This window comes from Nonomuraea sp. NPDC050153 (genome assembly GCF_044460125.1).
Taxonomy (GTDB): domain Bacteria; phylum Actinomycetota; class Actinomycetes; order Streptosporangiales; family Streptosporangiaceae; genus Nonomuraea.
Genome location: NZ_JBITJQ010000012.1, coordinates 195,619 through 215,218, shown reverse-complemented (window position 1 = coordinate 215,218; position 19,600 = coordinate 195,619). Strand labels below are relative to the sequence as shown.

Below are 19,600 nucleotides of genomic sequence, written 5' to 3'. Positions count from 1 at the left end.
CTGAGGAGTCGCGTGACTGATCTGTGGTTGCGGTGCCGAACCCGAAAGGTGGTGTCCCGGGCGCGCGTCGTCTGCCTCCCGCACGCCGGCGGAACCGCCGGTTTCTACCTCTCGTGGGCGGCGAATGCCCCCGCCGGTCTCGAGGTGCTCGCCGTCCAGTACCCGGGCAGGGAGGACCGCATCACCGAGCCGTGCACGGCCGATCTGGGCGAGCTCTCCGACGCGATAGCCGCCGCGCTGGCCCCGCTGGACGACCGACCGCTCGTGCTGTTCGGGCACAGCCTGGGCGCGATCGTCGCCTACGAGGTGGCCAGGACGCTTGAGGCCGCGTATGGCGTGCGTCCGGCCCATCTGGTGGTGTCGGGACGCCGCGCGCCGTCCGACCCGCCGGGAGGAGACGTGCACCGGTGGCCCGACGCGGAGATGGTCGACGAGCTCGTACGGCTCGGCGGCACCGACAGCACCTTGCTCCGGCAGCCGGAGGCACGATCGGTCTACCTGCCGGCGATCCGCGCCGACTTCCGGCTCGCCGAGACCTACCGGCGCCGCCCGGGCCCGGAGCCGAGCTGCCCGCTGACCGCAGTGATCGGCACCGGGGACACCGAGGTGAACGCGGAGCAGGCCCGCCAGTGGGCGGCGCACACCACCGCGGCGTTCTCCTTGCGCCTGCTGCCCGGCGGCCACTTCTACCTGCTGAAAGAGGAGGATGCCGTGCTCGCGATCCTGGAGGGAACGGCATGGTGAGCTGGGCCGAGCGCCGGGTTCCCGTCGAAGCCGACGCGCTGGCCACGGTCGCGGCGCTGGCGGCCGGATCGCCGGAGCCGTACGTGGTGTACGAGGGCCAGGGCAGGCTCTGCTGGGCCGAGGGAGAGCTCGCCACCGTGACCGTTCACGGGTCAGGGGCGAGGCTGGCCGTCGATGGCGAGCGGCGCGAGCTGCGCGGGTCGCCGCTGCAGGCCGCGGGTCAGGCGCTCCGGAGTCTCGCGGGGGCTCGCTGGCGGGCCTACGGATGGGCCAGCTTCGAGCTCAGCCACGCGCTCCACGGGCTGGAGCCGTCCCAGGAGCGCACACCGCTCGCCTATCTCGCCGTGCCACGACGCGAGATCCGCATCGAGCACGGCACAGCGCTGCTGCGCGCCGGCGACGAGGCCGAGCTGGACGCTCTTCACGATCGCCTGACCGGGGCCGTCGCCGCCGGCCGTGCCCCCGTGGCCGAGGACAGGGTTTCGGTGGACATTCGCGGTGGCGACGCCTACCGGGCCGCCGTCGCCTCGGCCGTCGCCGACATCGCGGCCGGGGGGCTGGACAAGGTCATCCTTTCGCGGGTGGTCCCGCTGGCGGAGGAGATCGACTTTCCCGCCACGTACGTGGCGGGGCGACGGGGCAACGATCCGGCGCGATCCTTTCTCCTGCGGCTGGGCGGCTGGGAGGCCGCGGGGTTCAGCCCCGAGGTGGTCGCGCGCATCGACGCGGACGGCGCGGTCACCACGCAGCCGCTGGCGGGGACGCGGGCCCTGGGCGGCGACCCGGCCGATGACCTGGCGCGCCGAAACGAGCTGTACCACGACGCCAAGGAGGTCTACGAGCACGCCATCTCGGTCCGGCTGGCCATGGCCGAGCTGGAGCGGGTGTGCCTGCCGAGCACGGTGCGGGTGGCCGAGTTCATGTCCGTGAAGGAGCGCGGCAGCGTGCAGCACCTGGCCTCCGAGGTGGGCGGCCGGCTGACCGATGGACGCTCCGGATGGGACGCGCTGGCGGAGCTGTTCCCCGCCGTGACGGCCTCGGGCATCCCCAAGGACGCGGCCTGTGCGGTGATCCGCCGCGCCGAATCGGGTGACCGTGGCCTCTACGGCGGCGCCGTCCTCACGGTCGACGCCGACGGCACGATCGACGCGGCGCTGGTGCTGCGCAGCGTGTTCCGCCGGGGTGGCCGCACCTGGTTGCAGGCGGGCGCCGGGATCGTCGCCCAGTCGCATCCTGACCGCGAGCTTGAGGAGACCGTCGAGAAGCTGCGGAGCGTCTCCCGCTTCCTGGTCTCACGCGCCCGGGTGGCGGCGTCGTGAGCGAGCGAACCAATGGACACGACGATCGGCTGCGCGTGGTGGTGGCGGGGACCGCCTTCGGCCGGATCTACCTGGACGCCGTACTGTCCGACCCGGCCTTCTCCCTGGCCGGGATCCTCGCGCGGGGCGGCGACTTCTCGCGCGAGTGCGCGGCGCGCCACGATGTCCCGCTCTTCACCTCCGTGGACGAGGTGCCCGGCGACGTGCACCTCGCCTGCGTGGTCGTGAGCTCGGGAGCGCTCGGCGGCCCGGGGTCGATGCTGGCCCAGGACTTCCTGCGCCGCGGCATCCACGTGTTGCAGGAGCATCCCGTGCACGCCGAGGAGATCGCGGACTGCCTGCGGGCGGCCCGGGCGGGCGGCGCGGCGTACGCCGTGAACACGCTGTATCCGAGGCTGCGGCCCGTCCGGCAGTTCCTGGCCGCCGCGCGGGCGTTGCGGCTGGAGTTCGCCGACGCCGCCTGCAACAGCCAGGTCGCCTATCCGCTGCTCGACATCCTGGGTCGGCTGGCCGGCACGTTGCGGCCGTGGCGGTTCGGCGACGTCGCCAAGGGCTCCGGCCCGTTCCAGAGTTTGCACGCCGAGATCGGTGGGCTCCCGGTCACCCTGCGCGTGCAGAACCAGGTGCATCCCGACGACCCGGACAACCACTCCCACCTGCTGCACCGGATCACCACCGGCGGCGAGGCGGGCGTGCTCGCGCTCGCCGACACTCACGGCCCGGTGTTGTGGAGCCCTCGCCTGCACGCCCCGCGTGACCGGACCGGCCGGTTGATCATGACGGGCTCGGCGATGCCCAGCACCGTCATGCTGGGCGACCCGCCAGGCACGCACCGCGACGTGTTCGCCACCCTCTGGCCGGACGCGGTCGCGCGAAGCCTGCACAGCCTCCGCCGCGACATCGCCGACCCCGCCCGCCGCGCGAGAAGCGGGCAGTGGGCGCTCGGAGTGTCCCTGGCCTGGCGCGACCTCACCTCGCGGATCGGCCTGCCCGAGCTGATCGATCCGCCGGAACCCCAAGCCATCCCGATCGAGGAGCTGACCACGAAGGTAGGAGAGGTTTGAACTGCAGTCACGTCCTGCTCAAGGTGAGCGACCTGCACGAGGCGGTCAAGGACTTCCGCGAGCTCGGCTTCGTCGTCGACTACGCCTCCGCTGAGGCCAAGGCCCGGCACGCGCACATCTGGTTCGCCAAGGGGCCGATCATCGAGCTCCTCACCACGCCGCCGAAGGCAGAGCTGCTCAGATGGCCGATCGACCTGGCATTCGGCCGCGGTTCGGGCACCCGGATGGCTCGCTGGGCGCGGGCTCCCGAAGGCTTGTGCGACGTGGCGGTCGTCACCGACGAGCACGACCTGGCCGTGCCCTCGCACCGCCTGCGGCAGGCCGGGATCGCGACCGGCAGGGCGGTCAAGTGGACGCGCACCCGCCCCAACGGCGCCCAGACGCGCTTCCAGTTCACCTATCCGCGCAACGACCGGCTCCCGTTCCTCGTCACGCCGTACGACCCGCCGCAACACCCGGCAGAGGTCGCCCACCCCAACGGCGCCATCGGGCTGAGCGGCGTCCTCATGGATGTCAGCCCGGCGGACCGGCCGGCGTTCGACCTGATCGCCGGCGGCGACCCCGTCTTCACCGCCACGACCGCCGACCTCACCCGGATCACCGCGATCGAGCTGTCCGGGCTGACCGGCGACCTGAACCCCGCGCTCCTGCATGGCGCGCTCCTACGACCTGCCTCTCGGAGGATCTGATGCCGATCAATCGCCGCGACCTGCTCAGGACGGCGGGCACGGCGCTCGGCGCGTCGCTGCTGCTCGGCGCTTGCGGCACTGCCGGCTCCACTGCGGCTCCCGTTCGTGACGCCGGCACGGCGACGCCCCGACGGGGCGGAACGCTGCGCGCGGTCTTCACCGGGGGCGGGGCCGCGGAGAGCCTGGACCCGTTCGGCGGCGGCGCCCCGATCGACTACATCCGCAACGACGTCATCTACGACTCGCTGTTCATCCTGCGCGCGGGAGAGGTGGTGCCCGCGCTGGCGACCGCCGCCGAGTCCGCCGCCGACGCCCGCTCGTTCGTGGTACGGCTCCGCCCCGACGTGCGCTGGCACGACGGCTCCCCGTTCACCGCCGACGACGTGGCCTACAGCCTGCGGTACATGAGCTCGCCCGACCGAGCCTTCCCCAGCCAGCTGTCGGCATACCTGGACGTCAAAGCCGTCCGGGTGCGGGACGCGCGCACCCTGGAGGTCCCCACGCTCCAGCCGGTCGGCGACCCGGCCCTGTTCCTGGCGGCGTTCCCCGGCAAGATGGTGAAGAACGGAGCCACCGCGTTCACGGCGGGCAAGGCGATCGGCACCGGCCCTTACCGGGTGACCGCGTTCGAGCCCGGGCGCGAGGCCCGGCTGGCCCGGTTCGACGGGCACTGGAGCGGCGCCGCCCCGATGGACGAGCTCGTGCTGATCGGTCTGGCCGACCCGCAGGCCAAGGTGAACGCCGTGGCCACCGGGCAGGCCGACTACGCCGGGGACATCCCGTTCACCACGGCCAAGACCGGCGTGCCCGCGGGGCTGGAGGTCAGAACCGCCGGGGAGACAGCGCGTACCGCCTTCGGGTTCGTGCTCAACACGTCGCGCAAGCCGTTCGACGACCCCAGGGTACGCAAGGCCGTGCGGCTCGCCGTCGACCGGCAGGCACTGGTGGCGGCCGTCCTGCTCGGCTACGGCGCACCGGGCAACGACCTGCTGTGCGCCGGGGCGAAGTACTTCAGCGACCGCGCTGCTCCCGCCCGCGACCTGGACCAGGCGCGGCGGCTGCTGCGCGAAGCAGGGGCGGAGGGGGCGCGGATCACGATTCGCTCCGCCGAGTGGGAGATCGGCTACAACGCCTCCACCCAGGTGCTGGCGGAGCAGCTGAAGGAGATCGGGCTCGACATGCGCCCGCAGATCGTCAGCCCGGCGGAGTTCTACGAGCCCAAGGCGCTGGCCGAGGCCAACGGCGTGGCGTTCACCTCGGGCCCGGTGCCGCCGGCCGTCATGTACGCCAGGCTCAGCGCGATCCCTGCGCTCGCCATGCCGGGCAAGGAGTTCAAGGCCGCGCTCGGCATGGGCATCGGCGCCACCGACGAGGCGCAGCGGGCCCAGGCGTGGACCAAGCTGCAGGACATCATGGCGGAGCAGGGCAACACGATCGTATGGGGCCAGGCCGACGTACTGAGCCTGGCCAGGACCAACGTCGGCGGCATCGAGGTCAGGGACCAGCCGAAATACCCCTACCTGGGCAAGGCAGGGCTGGCGTGAACCTCGCGCGTCGGCTTCTGACCAGCCTCGGCCTGCTGGCCTTGCTGTCGTTCCTCGTCTACGTCGGCGTGGACGTGCTGCCCGGCGATCCGGTCAGCGGCAGGCTCGGGCCCATCGCCTCCGCCGAGCGGATCGCCGAGCTCCGCCACCACCTGGGGCTCGACCGGCCGGTGCTCATCCGCTACGCCGAGTGGGTCGCCGGGCTGGCCCGCGGGGACCTCGGAGTGTCGGCCTCGGGACGGCCGGTGGCTGAGATGATGTCGGACCGGGTCGGCAACTCCGCGCTGCTGGCCGGCCTTGCCTCCGCGCTGCTCGCGCCGCTGTCGCTGGTCCTCGGGTTGTGGGCCGCTGGGCGCCGCGGGAAGGCGGCCGACGTGGCGGTGTCGGCGGGCGCTCTCTTGCTGGTGTCGCTGCCCGAGTTCGTGGTGGCGGGCGCGCTGGTGCTCGTGTTCGCGGTCACTTTGCGCGTACTACCGGCGGTGTCGCTGCTCCCCGTGGGCGCGAGCCCGCTGGCCCATCCTCAGGTGCTGGTGCTGCCCGTGCTCAGCCTGCTGCTCGTGGGTCTTGGCTATGCGGTCCGGTTGATCAGGGCGTCGGCTGCGGCGACCCTGACCGGAGCGCATGTCGAGTTCCTCCGGCTGAGCGGGGCCTCGGGCGCGACGGTGTTGCGGCGGGCGGTGATCCCGGCGGTCCTGCCGGTGGCCGTGCAGGTGTGGCTGGTCACCGCGGTCGCCTTCGCCGGCGGAGCCGTGCTGGTGGAGAAGGTCTTCGGCTATCCGGGGATCGGGGAGCTGCTGGTGGCCTCGGTGCAGTCGGGAGACCTGCCGGTGGTGCAGGCGCTGGTGCTGATACTGGGCGCGGCGATGCTGGGCGCTCTGGCCCTGGCCGATCTGGGTGTGGTGCTGCTGACGCCGCGCCTGCGGACGGCGGTGGGGACATGAGGTCGGTGGGTTGGGCGCTCACGGGCGTGGTGCTGTTGGTGATCCTCGTGGGCCCCGAAGTGGCGCCGCACTCGGCGACCGCGCCGGTGGGCCCGCCGTACTCACCGCCGGGAGCCGGCGGGCCGCTGGGGACCGACCAGCTCGGCAGGGACGTGCTCTCGCGGATGTTGCACGGCGGTCGCCCGCTGCTGCTGACCAGCCTGATCTCCGCACTCGCCGGAGCAGGGCTGGGCGCGCTCGCCGGGCTGTTCACGGCGCTCGGCGGGCGCCGGCGACAGGCCGTGATCATGCGGCCCCTCGACGCGTTGGCCGCCGTGCCGCCGATCCTGGTGCTGCTGCTCGTCCTCACCGCCCTGCCGAACCGGGCCGGACTGGTCCTGGCGGTCGTGCTGTCCAGCGCGCCGCTGTCGGCCCGGGTCGCGCGGGCCGCAGCGGAGCAGGTGGTCGGGCGGGCCCATCTCGAGGCCGCCATCGCCCGTGGCGAGGGCTGGGGCTGGCTGCTCGGCCGTGAGGTGCTTCCTCTGGTGGCCGGGACGCTCCTGGCCGATCTGGGCATCCGCTTCGTCACCGCGGTCTATCTGGTAGCCGCGGCAGGATTCCTCGGGCTGAGCGCATCCAGTTCGGACTGGGGCCTGCTGATCGTGGAGGCGCTTCCCGGCGCCACGCTGCAGCCCTGGGCGCTGCTGGTGCCGGTGCTCGGGATCGCGGCCATCGCGGTCGCCGCCAACCTCGCCGCGGATGCCATGAGCCGCAAATCCAGGGGGATGTTGACATGAGCCCGCTGGTGGAACTGGCTGGGCTGCGGCTGTGCGCGGGCGAGCGCACCGTCGTGGACGCGGTCGATCTTACGCTCGGCGAGGGCGAGGCGGTCGCGGTCGTCGGCCCGTCGGGATCGGGCAAGACGACGATGGCACTGGCCGTGCTGGGGCATCTGCGCCCGGGGATCCGGCACGCGGGCGGACGGGTGTCGGTGGACGGGCGGGAGATGTTCCCGCACCCGCCGCCCGGCGTTCGCGGCGGCACGATCGGCTACGTGGGTCAGGACCCGGGTGCGGCGCTGAACCCGTACGCGACGGTGGCCTCGGCCCTGCTCACGGCGACCGGACGGCGCGTCCCTCGCCGGGAGCGGGTCGCCACCGTCCGGCGGCTGCTGGAACGGGTCGCGCTGCCGGGTGATCCGGAGTTCGCGCGCCGGTACCCGCACCAGCTGTCCGGTGGACAGCAGCAACGTGTCGTGGTGGCCGCCGCGCTGGCCCGATCCCCTCGCCTGCTGGTGCTGGACGAGCCGACCACGGCCCTGGACCTGCTGGCCAAGGCGGAGATGCTGGCGGAGATCCGGCGCTTGCGCGAGGAGGGGGTCGCCCTGCTCTGGATCAGTCACGACCTGGGCTCCGTACGTTCTCAGGTGGACCGCATCGTGGTGGTCGACGACGGCAGGATCGTGGACGACCGTCCTGCCGGGCAGGACCCGGCCGTACGAGAGGGCGCGGGGGCGGCTCGGGCGCGGCCGCCCGTGGAGAGTCCGGCCGAGCCTGACGGTGATTCCTGGACCGGGCGCGCGGCGGTGCTGGAGGCGCGGGCGGTCACCGCCGGGCACGGCTCGCGGACGGTCCTGTCCGAGGTGGATCTGACGGTTCGCCGCGGGGAGTGCCTGGCCGTGCTCGGGGTGTCAGGGGTGGGCAAGAGTACCCTCGCGCGCTGCCTCGCCGGGCTGCACCGGCCGGGCGATGGCACCGTGGCGCTGCACGGCGTCCCGCTCGCTCGCGACGTCCGCGCCCGCACCAGGGCGCAGCGCGCCGCGATCGGCCTGGTCGCGCAGAACCCGGCGGAAGCGCTGCATCCCCGCCAGGACGTCAGGACCGCGCTGGTACGCCCCCTGCGGCTGTTGCGGGGCATCACCGCGCGGGCCGCCCAGGACGCGGAGGTGAGCCGCCTCCTCGAGGCGGTGCGCCTGGAGCCGTCCCTGGCCACGCGGCTCCCCGGCGAGCTGTCCGGCGGCCAGCGGCAGCGGGTGGCCCTCGCCAGGGCGCTCGCCGCCGAGCCCGAGGTGCTGATCTGCGACGAGGTCACCTCCGCGCTCGACGCCGAGACGCAGGCGGGCGTCCTCGACCTGCTCGGCGACCTGCGGGCGCGGCTCGGGCTCGCCGTCGTCCTGATCGTCCACGACCCCGCGGTCGCCGCGACCGCGTCGGACAGCCTGCTGGTCCTGGCCAAGGGCCGGGTACTGACCACGGGCCCGACCTCAGACCTGCTGCCCGCGGACGCGGAGCCGGAACGGCTCGTCACGCGCCTGTTCGGCTCATCGAACCCAGCCGAGGAGCTTCTGGTATGACTGCCCCTGAACGTGCCATAGAAATCGTCGCCGAGTTGAGGACTTTGGGGGTCGATCTCTGGGAGGAGTCCGGAAATATCCGCTTCCGGGCACCTCGTGGAGTGCTGACCGAGGAGCGCCGGGCGGCCCTGCGCGAGCACAAGGCCGAGATCGTGGAGCTGCTCTCCGGCGGCGCCGTCACCATCACCCACGACCCTGCGGCCGGCGCGGAGCCGTTCCCGCTCACCGACGTGCAGACCGCCTACCTGCTCGGCAGGCAGGACTCCTTCGGCCACGGCGGCGTGGCCTGCCACGGCTACCTGGAGATCACCTATCCCGGGCTCGACCGGGCCCGGCTGGAGCAGGCGTGGAACACGCTGATCGCGCGGCACGACATGCTGCGCGCGGTCGTCTCGCCGGACGGCTACCAGCGCGTGCTGCCGGAGGTGCCGCGCTATCGGGTGCCGGAGGGCGCCGACGTGGAGTCGGTGCGTGAGGAGCTCGGGCACCGCGTCCACGAGACGACCACCTGGCCGCTGTTCGAGCTGCGCGTGACCGCCGACGTCCTGCACATCTCGATGGACTCGCTGATCGCCGACTGGGCCAGCGCGGGCGTGCTCCTGGACGAGCTCGACACGCTGCTCGCCGACCCGGCGGCCGCGCTCCCGCCGCTGGAGCTCACCTTTCGCGACTACCTCCTGGCGGAGCGCCGGCTGCGGGAGACCCCCAGGTATCACCGCGACCGCGAGTACTGGCAGGCACGCGTCGACGACCTGCCCGCCGCCCCCGATCTCCCCATGCGCGTCCGGCAGGAAGGCCGGGCCCGATTCCGCCGCCACCACACCCGGCTCGACGCGACGCGGTGGGAGAGCCTGCGCGAGCGGGCACAACGACATGAGGTCACCCCCTCCACGGCGGTGCTCGCCGCCTACGCCGCCGTGCTGCGGAGATGGGCCCGCCGTCCCCGTTTCAGCCTCAACCTCACCCTGCTCAACCGGACGCCCCTGCACCCGCAGGTGGACCGGCTGGTGGGCGACTTCACCTCCGTGAGCCTGCTGGCCGTCGAGGACGGCACAGGCGTTCCGTTCGCCGAGCGAGCCCGGAGCCTGGCCGGACAGCTGTTCGACGACCTCGATCACCGGCTGTACTCCGGGGTCGAGGTCGTCAGGGAGCTCGCGCGCCGCAGGGGCCGCGAGGCCGCGCTCATGCCGGTGGTGTTCACCAGCGGGATCGGGCTCGGCCCCCGACGCACCGGCGTCGGCATCACGCAGACGCCCCAGGTGTTCATCGACTGCCAGGTGACGGACGGCGCGGGCTGGCTGGAGGTCAACTGGGACGTCCGCCAGGGGATCTTCCCTGACGGCCTGGTCGAGGACATGTTCGCGGCGATGGAGTCGCTTCTGGGCAGGCTGGCCGACGGGGACAAGGCCTGGCAGAGCAGCGACCCGGTCCCGCTGCCCGCCTGGCAGGTGGAGGAGCGCGAGCGCACCAACGCCACGGCCGCGCCTCTTCCCGACTCGCTGCTGCACGCCGAGGTCTTCGCACAGGCGGCTCGCACCCCAGGCGCGACGGCGGTCACCGGACCCGCGGGGACGCTGACGTACGGGGAGCTCGTACGGCGGGCCGGCGCCGTCGCGGAGGCCCTGCGGGCGGCGGGCTGCGCCGCGGGCGAGCGGGTCGCGATCGTCATGGACAAGGGTTCCGAGCAGGTGCAGGCGGTCCTCGGGACGCTGCTCGCCGGGGGTGTCTACCTGCCGGTCGACACCACACAACCGCCCCTGCGCAGGGAGAAGCTCCTCAACGGGGTACGCCTGGTGCTCACCCAGTCATGGCTGGACGCCACCCATGATCCCGGGCGCGTGGTGATCGACGTCGACCGGCTGGTCCCGCTGGATGCGTTTCCCGAGGCCGGGCCCGGCGATCCCGACGCGCCCGCGTACGTGATCTACACCTCGGGCTCGACCGGCGACCCCAAGGGTGTGGTGATCACCCATCGCGCCGCGCTGAACACCGTCGAGGACGTCAACCACCGCTTCGCCATCACCGCCGGCGACCGAGTGCTCGGGCTCGCGCAGCTCGGCTTCGACCTGTCCGTCTATGACATCTTCGGCCCGCTCGCGATCGGCGCCACGCTCGTGCTGCCGGACGCGGCCCGGCCGGGCGACCCGTCGCACTGGGCCCGCCTGGTCGCCGAGCACGAGGTGACGGTCTGGAACTCGGTGCCCGCCCAGCTGCAGATGCTCACGAACTACCTGGACACCGAGCCGGTCCCCATTCCTTCGCTCCGGCTGGCGCTGCTGTCCGGCGACTGGATCCCGACCACGCTGCCCGCGCAGGTCGCCGCGCACACCCGCGGGCTGTCGCTGGTGAGCCTGGGCGGCGCGACCGAGGCCGCGATCTGGTCCATCTACCACCCGATCGAACGGGTCGACCCGGAGTGGGTGAGCATCCCGTACGGCAGGCCGCTGGCCAACCAGGGATTCCGCGTGCTGGACGGCTCGATGCGCGACTGCCCGGTGTGGGTCACCGGCGAGCTCTACATCACCGGAGCGGGTCTGGCCACCGGCTACCTCGGTGACGAGGAACTGACCGCCGCGCGCTTCTTCCCGCATCCCGAGGACGGCCGGCGGCTGTACCGCACCGGCGACCTGGGCCGCTACCTGCCCGGAGGCGAGATCGAGTTCCTCGGCCGCGAGGACGACCAGGTCAAGATCCGCGGCCACCGCATCGAGCTGGGCGAGATCGAGGCCGCCCTCCTCGCTCACCCGGCGGTGGGCGCCGCCGCGGCCGTGGTGGACGGCGAACGCGCGCTGCTCGGATTCGCCGAGCCGGCCCGCCGCGCGGTCGTGCCAAGGGGAGAGGAGGGCGAGTGGGGCGAGCGGGCCGTGCGCCGTTTCGCCGACGCGCAGGTGTCCGGGATCACCGCCGCACAGGTGACCGAGCACGTGCGAGCCCTGCACGAGGCCGCCCACCTGGCCATGCTCAACGCGCTGGTGGAGCGCGGCGCCTTCGGCACGCGGCAGGACGCGCACACCGCCGACGAGGTGCTGCGGATCGCGCGGGTGCACGAGCGGCACCGCTGGCTGGTCCGCCGCTGGCTCGCGCTGCTGGAGGCCACGGGCTGGCTGGTGTCCGACGGAGGCCGCTACACCAGGACCGCCGAGGTGGACGCGGCGACGGTACGGCAGGCGTGGCAGCGAGTGGAGCAGCAGGCCACCGGGTTGTGCACCCCCGAGTTCGTGCGGTACCACCTGGCCCATGTCGAGCGGCTGGACGCCTTGCTGGACGGCGAGCAGAACCCGTTCGAGCTGCTGTTCCCCGAAGGCAGGACGGACCAGGCCCGAGCGGTCTACCGCGACAACGCCATCGCCCGCTACCTCAACCACGCCGCGGCCGCGCTGCTGAACCGCGTCGCGGCCGGGCACGAGGGCCCGCTGAGAGTGCTCGAGGTGGGCGCCGGCACCGGGGCGACCAGCGCGGCCGTGCTACCGATGCTCGCCGGGTTCGACGTCGACTACTCCTTCACCGATCTCACGCCGTTCTTCCTGCCTGAGGCCCGCGAGGAGCTCGGCGGGCATCCCGGGGTGCGGTTCGGGCTCTTCGATCTCGACCAGGATTTCCGGGCGCAGGGCCTGGCGCCGAACTCGTTCGACGTGGTGCTCTGCGCCGGAGTGCTGAACAGCACCGAGGACCCCGCGGCCGCGATGGCCGCCGCCGTCGAACTGCTCGCCCCCGGCGGCCGGCTGGTGTTCACCGAACCGACGGCGGACCATCCGCACATCCTGCTCACCCAGGGCTTCATGATGCGCGAACGGCCGGACGGCGGCAGCCCGCTGCTGCCCCGTCGGCGATGGCTGGACCTGATCGAGGCGGTCGGGGGGCAGGTCGAGCTGTGCCTGCCCGAGGCCGGGCATCCGCAGCACGCGCAGGGCATGAGCGTGCTCGCCGCCCGGGTCAAGACGGACCGGCGGCCGGTGACCGTACCGGACCTCGCGGCCTTCCTGGCCGAGCGGCTGCCGCCGCACATGGTGCCCGCGCACCTGCAGGTGGTGGACGAGCTTCCGCTCACCGGCAACGGCAAGGTGGATCGGCGGGTCCTGTCCGGATGGCGGCCCGCCGCCACGGCCGGCGATCAGGAGGGCGGCGACGCCTCCCCACCCGACGACCTGGAAGGCCGGTTGTGCGGGCTGTGGGCCGCGGCGCTCGGGCTTGCGGGCATCGGACGGCTCGACAGTTTCTACGACCACGGTGCCGACTCCCTCATCATGGCGCGGATGGCGGGGCGGCTGCGGGAGGAGGTCCCCGAGGCTGCGGGCTTCGCCTACGACACGCTCCTGCGGCAGCTGCTCAACGAGCCGACCGTGGCCGCTCTGGCCGCCGCGCTCCGGGGCGGCCCGCGAGACTCCGCCCCGTTCGGTGAGCAGGTCACCCGGCGCGCGAGCTCCGGTAACTCGCTGCTGGTGCCGTTCGGCGGCGGTGGTCGCGGGCCGCTCCGCGTGCTCTTCCATGCTGCCCTCGGGACGATGGACTACTTCCAGTCGCTCGGCAGGGCGCTGGCGGAGCAGAACCTCGGACCCGTGGTGGGGGTGGCCGTCGCCGACGCGGAGGAGTACTGCGCGATCGAGCCGAAGGAGCTCATCAGCCGGGTCGCCGACGACTACACCCAGCGGCTGCTCGGCGAAGGGCACACCCGGTTCCAGCTCATCGGCTACTGCCTGGGCGGCCTGCTCGCCACCGAGGTGGCCAGGCGGCTGCTGGAACGCGGCGCCACCGTCGAGGACCTGACTCTGGTGGACAGCATCCCGATGTTCATCGAAACCGACGAGGAGCTGGCCTTCGAGTCGATCTTCGTCCCCAACCTCAACCTGGACCCGGTCGCCACCGTCTTCGGCGAGGACGTCGACAGCGCGGACGTCTACCGGGCGATCGACCTGCTGATGACCCGCCACGACCGCAAGGTCCCGGCCGGCGCGATGGCCGCGCTCACCGGCGACCCCGGGCTGGAGGCGGTGGCCGCCGCCGCGCGCAGGCAGGGCGAACGCTCCCAGGAGGAGCGGCTGGCCGCCTACGCCGCCGCGGCGGCAGGCCAGGCCGGGGTTCCGGTCGGGCCCGAGCTGGTTCCCGCGCTGTTCCGGGTCTGCCGCCACAGCATGCGGGCCGCGCGGTTCGACCCGGAGCCCTATGCCGGTGACATCACCTTCCTGCGCGCCGCCGAGCAGCAGTCGTTCGGCATCACGGCGGGCGTCGGCCATCTCGCGGCGCCGTTCTGGCAGGAGGTCTGCCTCGGCGAGTTCACCGTGATCGACGTTCCCGGCAACCACTTCAGCGTCATCGAGCCGCCACAGCTCGACGGGGTGGCCGGACACCTGGCAGCACCACTGATCGAGAGGAGAACGCGCCCATGACGGTGACCGCCGACAGCGCGGACGCGACGGCGCCGGAGCACCCGCCGGAGGCCGCGGAGAGCAGGAGCGAGCAGCGCGGGCAGGCGGACTCCTTGCGCGAGCTGCGTAGCCCGGTGCGCTGGTGGACCAGGTCGGGCGTGCTGGTGGCCGCCGTGGGCGCGCTGAGCACGCTCGTCCCGTTCGCGGGCATCGCCGAGCTCGGCCGGATCCTGCTCAGTCCCGGCCCCGTCGAGGGCGGGGAGGTGGCGGAGGTGGCGGTCGTGGTCGCCGCGGCTCTCGTGGTCGGCTGGGCCTGCAACGGCCTGGCGCTCTGTCTGACCCATGTGGCCGACGCCCGGCTCCAGGCGCTGCTTCGCCGCCGCATCGTCGAGCACCTGGGCAAGGTGCCGCTCGGGTGGTACTCCGAGACGACCTCCGGCATGGTCCGCAAGGCGGCCCAGGACGACATCGAGGACATCCATCACCTGACCGCGCACCACGACGTCGAGCTGACCGGTGCGATCGTCCTCCCGCTCGGCGGGGTGGCCTACCTGCTCTGGCTCGACTGGCGGTTGGCCCTGCTGGCCCTGGTGACGCTGCCGGTCTACCTGGTCGCGTACGCGAAGATGATGCGCGGCTTCGGCGACAAGATGATCCAGCTGGACGCCGGTTTCACCCGGGTCAGCGCGGCGATCGTGGAGTTCGTCCACGGCATCGCCGTGGTGAAGGCTTTCGGGCAGGCCAACCGCGCGCACCAGAGCTACAGCCGGGCGGTCGGCGAGTACGGCGAGCTGTACGCGGGCTGGGTGCGGCCCATCCTGCGCCTGGAAGCCCTCACCTCGATGGCCCTCGCGGCCCCGGTCGTCGCCCTGGTGAGTCTGACCGGCGGGATCTGGTTCACCGCGCAGGGCTGGGTGACCCCGATGGAAGCGCTGGCCGAGGTGCTGGTCGCCATGATCATCCCGTCCACCCTGCTGACCCTCAACCAGGCGGTGACGGCGCAGCGCAAGGCCGGTGCCGCCGCCGCGCGGATCGCGGCGCTGCTGCGCACCCCGACCCTGCCGATCGCCGAGAACCCGGAGGAACCCCAAGGGCATCACGTCGAGTTCGACCAGGTCTCGTTCAGCTACGACGGCTCGCCGGCGAACGCCCTGACCGGCGTGAGCCTGGAGTGCCGCCCCGGCACGGTCACCGCGCTCGTCGGCGCCTCGGGCGCGGGCAAGTCGACGCTCGCCAAGCTGGTTCCCCGCTTCTACGACGTCACCTCCGGAGCGGTCCGCCTCGGCGGGGTGGACGTGCGACGGATCGCGCCGGACGTGCTGTACCGCAAGGTCGGCTTCGTCCTTCAGGACGTGCGGCTGCTGCGTGGCACCGTCGCCGACAACCTGCGGCTCGGCCGGCCCGACGCGACCGACGAGGAGATGATCGCCGCGGCCACCGCGGCCCGGATCCACGAGCGGATCCTCCAGCTGCCCCGCGGCTACGACTCGGTGGTCGGCGACGACGCGGTCTTCTCGGGCGGCGAGGCCCAGCGCGTCTCGATCGCCCGCGCCCTGCTGGCCGGCACGCCCGTGCTGGTGCTGGACGAGGCCACCGCCTACGCCGACCCGGAGTCGGAGTCGGAGATCCAGGACGCGCTGTCGGCGGTCGCCCGAGGCCGCACGGTGCTGGTGATCGCCCACCGGCTGGCCAGCATCACCGGGGCCGACCAGATCGTGCTGCTCGACGGCGGCATGGTGGCCGAGCGCGGCACCCATGACGAGCTGGTCGCCGCGGGCGGCCGTTACGCCCGCATGTGGCACGCCTACTCCAACGCTGAGGAGGGCGCACGATGATCCGGGACCTGATGACGATCCTCGGGCCGGAGCACCGGCGCTCGGTCCAGGTGTACCTGGCCTGGCTGGCCGCCTACTCCGTGCTCCAGGGCGTCGCGATGGCCTTCCTCGTCCCGGCGCTGGAGGCGATGCTGGCCGGCACCACCGGCACGGCCGTGGCCTGGGTCGCGGCGACGCTGGCCGTGGTGGCGGCCACCTGCGTGGCGCACTACGTGCAGACCATGAAGGGGTTCGCGCTCGCCATCATCACGCTCACCAGCCTGCACCACCGGCTCGGCGACCACGTCGCCTCCTTGCCGCTGGGCTGGTTCTCCTCAGAGAGGGTGGGCCGGCTCTCACGCAGCGCCACGGGCGGCACGATGATGGTCACCCAGGTGACCGCGCACATGCTGACGCCGGTGGTTAGTGGGATCCTGACGCCCGCCACCGTCGCGGTCGCGATGGTCTTCTTCGACTGGCGGCTGGGCCTGGCCACGCTGCTGTGCGGCCCGCTGCTCTATCTGGTCCACCGCTGGGCGGCCACATGGGTGGGCCGCGGCGAGCAGCTGACCGATGCCGCCGGAACGGTCGCCAGCGACCGCGTGGTGGAGTTCGCCGCCAACCAGCAGGTGCTGCGGGCCTTCGGCCGCGCGAGCCAGGGGTACCAGCCGCTGGACGAGGCCGTCGAAACCCAGAAGCGGGCCTGGGGCAGGATGCTCTGGCAGAGCGCGCCACGCCTGCTGGCCAGCGGCCTCGCCGTACAGCTGGCCTTCGCCGCGCTGATCGCGCTCGGCGTGCTGCTCGCGCTGGACGGGGCCGTCGAGCCCGTGACGCTCGTGGCGCTGCTGGCGCTGGCGGCCCGGTTCGCCGGACCGCTGGCGGAGCTGGCCGGGCAGTCAGGAATGCTGCGCATGGCCGCGAACGACCTGCACCGGCTCGCCGCCATCTTCGACGAGCGACCGCTGGCCGAGCCGTCCCGATCGCGGCCGGTCACCCGGCGCGGCGAGATCGAGCTGTCCGGCGTGAGCTTCGGCTACGCGCCCGGCCGGCCGGTGCTCCACGACGTCTCCTTCCGCGTACGGCCGCGTACGATGACCGCGATCGTCGGCGCGTCGGGGTCGGGCAAGACCACGATCACCCGGCTCATCATGCGCTTCTTCGACGTGAACGCGGGCTCGGTGGCCGTGGGCGGCGTCGACGTGCGGGAGCTGACCACGGAAGAGCTCATGGCGCAGCTGTCGGTGGTCATGCAGGACGTGTACCTGTTCGACGACACTCTGGAGGGCAATATCCGGGTCGGGCGGCCCGCGGCCACCGACGCGGAGGTACGCGAGGCGGCGCGGCTGGCGGGAGTGGACGAGATCGTGGCCCGGCTCCCCGAGGGCCGGCGGACCAGGGTCGGCGAAGGCGGCGCGTCACTGTCGGGCGGCGAGCGGCAGCGCGTCTCGGTGGCCAGGGCGCTGCTCAAGGACGCGCCGATCGTGCTGCTCGACGAGGCCACCGCGGCTCTGGACCCGGAGAACGAGCGGTATGTGCGCAACGCGCTGCGGAGCCTGATGGACCGGGCGACGCTGCTGGTCATCGCGCACCAGTTGCCCACCGTGGTGGCCGCCGACGAGATCCTCGTGCTCGACGGCGGGCGGATCGCGGAGCGGGGCACGCACGAGGAGCTCCTGGCGGCAGGGGGCCGCTACACCCGGTTCTGGGCCGAACGGCGCCGCTCCCAGGGCTGGCGGCTGGTGTCATGATCGCTGTTCTGGGGGCCTCCGGCGACGTCGGCAGGCACGCGGTCAGGACGCTCACCACGCTGGGCGCGGGCCCGCTGCGCCTGGGCGGGCGGACGGCGGCCGGTCACGGCGTCATGGCGGTCGACTTCCGGGATGACGCCTCGCTCGACCGGTTCGCCGCGGGCTGCCGGATGGTGGTCAACTGCGCGGGGCCCGCCCACCTGGTCGGGGACCGCGTGGCCAGGGCCGCTCTGCGCGCGGGCGCCCGCTACGTGGACGCCGCGGGCGACGACGTCCTGCACGGGCTGCTCGACCCGGGGGAGTGGGCGGGGAGCGGCGCGGTGCTCTCGGCCGGTCTGCAGCCAGGGCTCACCGGACTGCTCCCCCGGTGGGCGGCCCAGCGGGACTTCGACGAGGTGCACGGCCTGGTGGCCCATCTCGGTGTGCTGGACCGCTTCACGGTGACGGCCGCCGACGACTACCTGCAGGGTGCCGCCGACGGGCTCGGCGAGCCGCTCGCCGCCTGGCGAGAGGGCCGCCGCCCCGGAGCGTTGACCCGGCAGACCGACGTGACGCTGCCGTTCTTCCCCGGCGAGATCACGCTGCTCCCGTCGCTCAGCACGGAGAACGCACGGCTGGCCGACGCGCTCAGGCTGTACAGGGGCGAGTGGTACACGGTGCTGTCCGGGAGCCACATCCGCGCGGCCTTCGACCGCGTGCACTCCCTGGACCGGGCGGCGGCCGTGGCGGCACTGTGCCGGGCCAGCCTGCTGGATCTCGCCGGGCGGGAGCCGTACGTGATCCTCCTGCTGCAGCTCGACGGCCTGAGGGGCGGCGCGCCGGTCACCCGCACCGTGGTGTTGCGGGGGCACGGCAACGGCGAGCTCACCGGCGCGATCACGGCCCTGGCGGCGTGGGCCGTCATCCGGGGTGAGACGCCGCCCGGCGTCCACTACGCCGCCGACGCGCTCGACCCCGCGACCACCATCGAGCGCCTGTCGGCCACCGGTGTCGCGGAACCGGTCACGCTCGACGGCCCCGCTCTCGCAGAGGAGGGGGCGCTGTGACGGCGGAGGCGGACCGCGCGCACGCGGCAGGCATCGAGGCACTCGCCGACCGCGATCCGGAGGCGTTGCCGGTGGCGCTGCGACGGCTGGAGGAGGTCAGCCTGCGCGCGATGGCTGCCCTCCTCGGGTTCCGGGGCAGCGCGGAGAGCGAGGAGATCGTCGCCCGGCTCGGTGTCGCGCCGCGCCACGCCTGGCTGATCGGCCGCTGGTTGACCGCGCTTGCCGAGGCACCAGAGGCGGGTCCCGGGTACGACGCCGCGGGCTTCGAGGAGGCGTACGCGGTGCTGGGATTTCCGCCGAGGATGGCGCGCTTCCACCGGGCGGCGCTGGCCCGGCTGCCGCAACTGCTGCGTGATGAGGTTTCCGTGCAGGAACTGCTGTTCGCCGACGGTGATGTGCTGGCGGCGCTGGCCGCGTACCAGGACAACGCCTTCACCGGATATCTCAACGCGGCCGCCGGGGAACTGGTGCGCCAGGCGGCGGGCGCGGCGGCGCCGCTGCGGGTGATCGAGCTCGGTGGCGGCTCAGGACTGTGCACCGCCGCCGTCCTGCGCGCTCTTCGCGGCACGGCCTTCGAGTACCTGTTCACCGACATATCACGGCTCTTCACGGTGGCCGCCACGGAACGCTTCGGGGACCTGGTGACCTGCGGGCTGCTCGATCTCAACGAGGACTTCACCGTCAAGCCGGGGTCGGCCGACGTGGTGCTGGCGGGCAACGTCCTGCACAACGCCACGCACGTGGGCCGGACGCTGAGCCGGATCCGGGGCCTGCTCGAACCGGGCGGGCGGCTGGTGTTCACCGAGTCCACGCGGGAGAGCCCGGCGGTCCTCACCTCGATGCAGTTTCTGCTGTCCGGTCCCGCCTTCCTGGACGAGCCCGCCTGGCACGCTGCGCTGGCCGCCGCGGGGTTCGAGCCGCGTCTGAGCCTGCCAGAGCCCCGATCTCCGCTTGCCGCCGCAGGCCAGCGGTTGTTCCTCGCGGTGGCCAGATGAA

At 73.1% G+C, this 19,600-nt stretch carries 13 protein-coding genes; all 13 read left to right on the top strand.

Features of this window, described 5'->3' with window-relative positions; translation table 11 throughout:
• Positions 1-51: 51 nt before the first annotated feature.
• Genes ACIBQ1_RS28745 through ACIBQ1_RS28685 form a run of 13 tightly spaced genes read left to right on the top strand, consistent with a single transcriptional unit; the run spans position 52 to position 19,599 of the window.
• Positions 52-744, top strand: coding sequence for a thioesterase II family protein (locus ACIBQ1_RS28745; protein WP_397282337.1), 693 nt, complete (start codon positions 52-54; stop codon positions 742-744).
• Positions 738-2,063, top strand: a complete 1,326-nt coding sequence (locus tag ACIBQ1_RS28740; protein WP_397282335.1) for a salicylate synthase — start codon at positions 738-740, stop codon at positions 2,061-2,063. The genes ACIBQ1_RS28745 and ACIBQ1_RS28740 overlap by 7 nt, the downstream gene beginning before the upstream one ends.
• Positions 2,060-3,127 (top strand): Gfo/Idh/MocA family oxidoreductase, encoded by a 1,068-nt coding sequence (locus ACIBQ1_RS28735; RefSeq protein WP_397282332.1) that lies wholly within the window; start codon positions 2,060-2,062, stop codon positions 3,125-3,127. The genes ACIBQ1_RS28740 and ACIBQ1_RS28735 overlap by 4 nt, the downstream gene beginning before the upstream one ends.
• Positions 3,124-3,816 (top strand): VOC family protein, encoded by a 693-nt coding sequence (locus tag ACIBQ1_RS28730; protein WP_397282331.1) that lies wholly within the window; start codon positions 3,124-3,126, stop codon positions 3,814-3,816. The genes ACIBQ1_RS28735 and ACIBQ1_RS28730 overlap by 4 nt, the downstream gene beginning before the upstream one ends.
• Positions 3,816-5,360, top strand: coding sequence for an ABC transporter substrate-binding protein (locus ACIBQ1_RS28725; protein WP_397282329.1), 1,545 nt, complete (start codon positions 3,816-3,818; stop codon positions 5,358-5,360). The genes ACIBQ1_RS28730 and ACIBQ1_RS28725 overlap by 1 nt, the downstream gene beginning before the upstream one ends.
• Positions 5,357-6,301, top strand: coding sequence for an ABC transporter permease (locus ACIBQ1_RS28720; protein ID WP_397282327.1), 945 nt, complete (start codon positions 5,357-5,359; stop codon positions 6,299-6,301). The genes ACIBQ1_RS28725 and ACIBQ1_RS28720 overlap by 4 nt, the downstream gene beginning before the upstream one ends.
• The gene (locus ACIBQ1_RS28715) at positions 6,298-7,077 is read left to right on the top strand and encodes an ABC transporter permease (RefSeq protein ID WP_397282325.1); all 780 of its coding nucleotides are present in this window, start codon (positions 6,298-6,300) and stop codon (positions 7,075-7,077) included. The genes ACIBQ1_RS28720 and ACIBQ1_RS28715 overlap by 4 nt, the downstream gene beginning before the upstream one ends.
• Positions 7,074-8,633 (top strand): ABC transporter ATP-binding protein, encoded by a 1,560-nt coding sequence (locus tag ACIBQ1_RS28710; protein WP_397282324.1) that lies wholly within the window; start codon positions 7,074-7,076, stop codon positions 8,631-8,633. The genes ACIBQ1_RS28715 and ACIBQ1_RS28710 overlap by 4 nt, the downstream gene beginning before the upstream one ends.
• A complete protein-coding gene (locus ACIBQ1_RS28705; RefSeq protein WP_397282322.1) occupies positions 8,630-14,017 on the top strand; it encodes an amino acid adenylation domain-containing protein in 5,388 nt (1,795 codons plus the stop codon). Before ACIBQ1_RS28710 ends, ACIBQ1_RS28705 begins: the two co-directional genes overlap by 4 nt.
• Entirely contained in the window at positions 14,014-15,831 is a 1,818-nt protein-coding gene (locus ACIBQ1_RS28700) for an ABC transporter ATP-binding protein (RefSeq protein ID WP_397282321.1), read from the top strand. The genes ACIBQ1_RS28705 and ACIBQ1_RS28700 overlap by 4 nt, the downstream gene beginning before the upstream one ends.
• A complete protein-coding gene (locus ACIBQ1_RS28695) occupies positions 15,828-17,558 on the top strand; it encodes an ABC transporter ATP-binding protein (RefSeq protein WP_397282319.1) in 1,731 nt (576 codons plus the stop codon). The genes ACIBQ1_RS28700 and ACIBQ1_RS28695 overlap by 4 nt, the downstream gene beginning before the upstream one ends.
• Positions 17,555-18,604: a hypothetical protein gene (locus ACIBQ1_RS28690; protein WP_397282318.1), complete on the top strand. Its 1,050-nt coding sequence runs from the start codon at positions 17,555-17,557 to the stop codon at positions 18,602-18,604. Before ACIBQ1_RS28695 ends, ACIBQ1_RS28690 begins: the two co-directional genes overlap by 4 nt.
• Positions 18,601-19,599, top strand: coding sequence for a class I SAM-dependent methyltransferase (locus ACIBQ1_RS28685; protein ID WP_397282317.1), 999 nt, complete (start codon positions 18,601-18,603; stop codon positions 19,597-19,599). The genes ACIBQ1_RS28690 and ACIBQ1_RS28685 overlap by 4 nt, the downstream gene beginning before the upstream one ends.
• Position 19,600 lies beyond the last annotated feature (1 nt).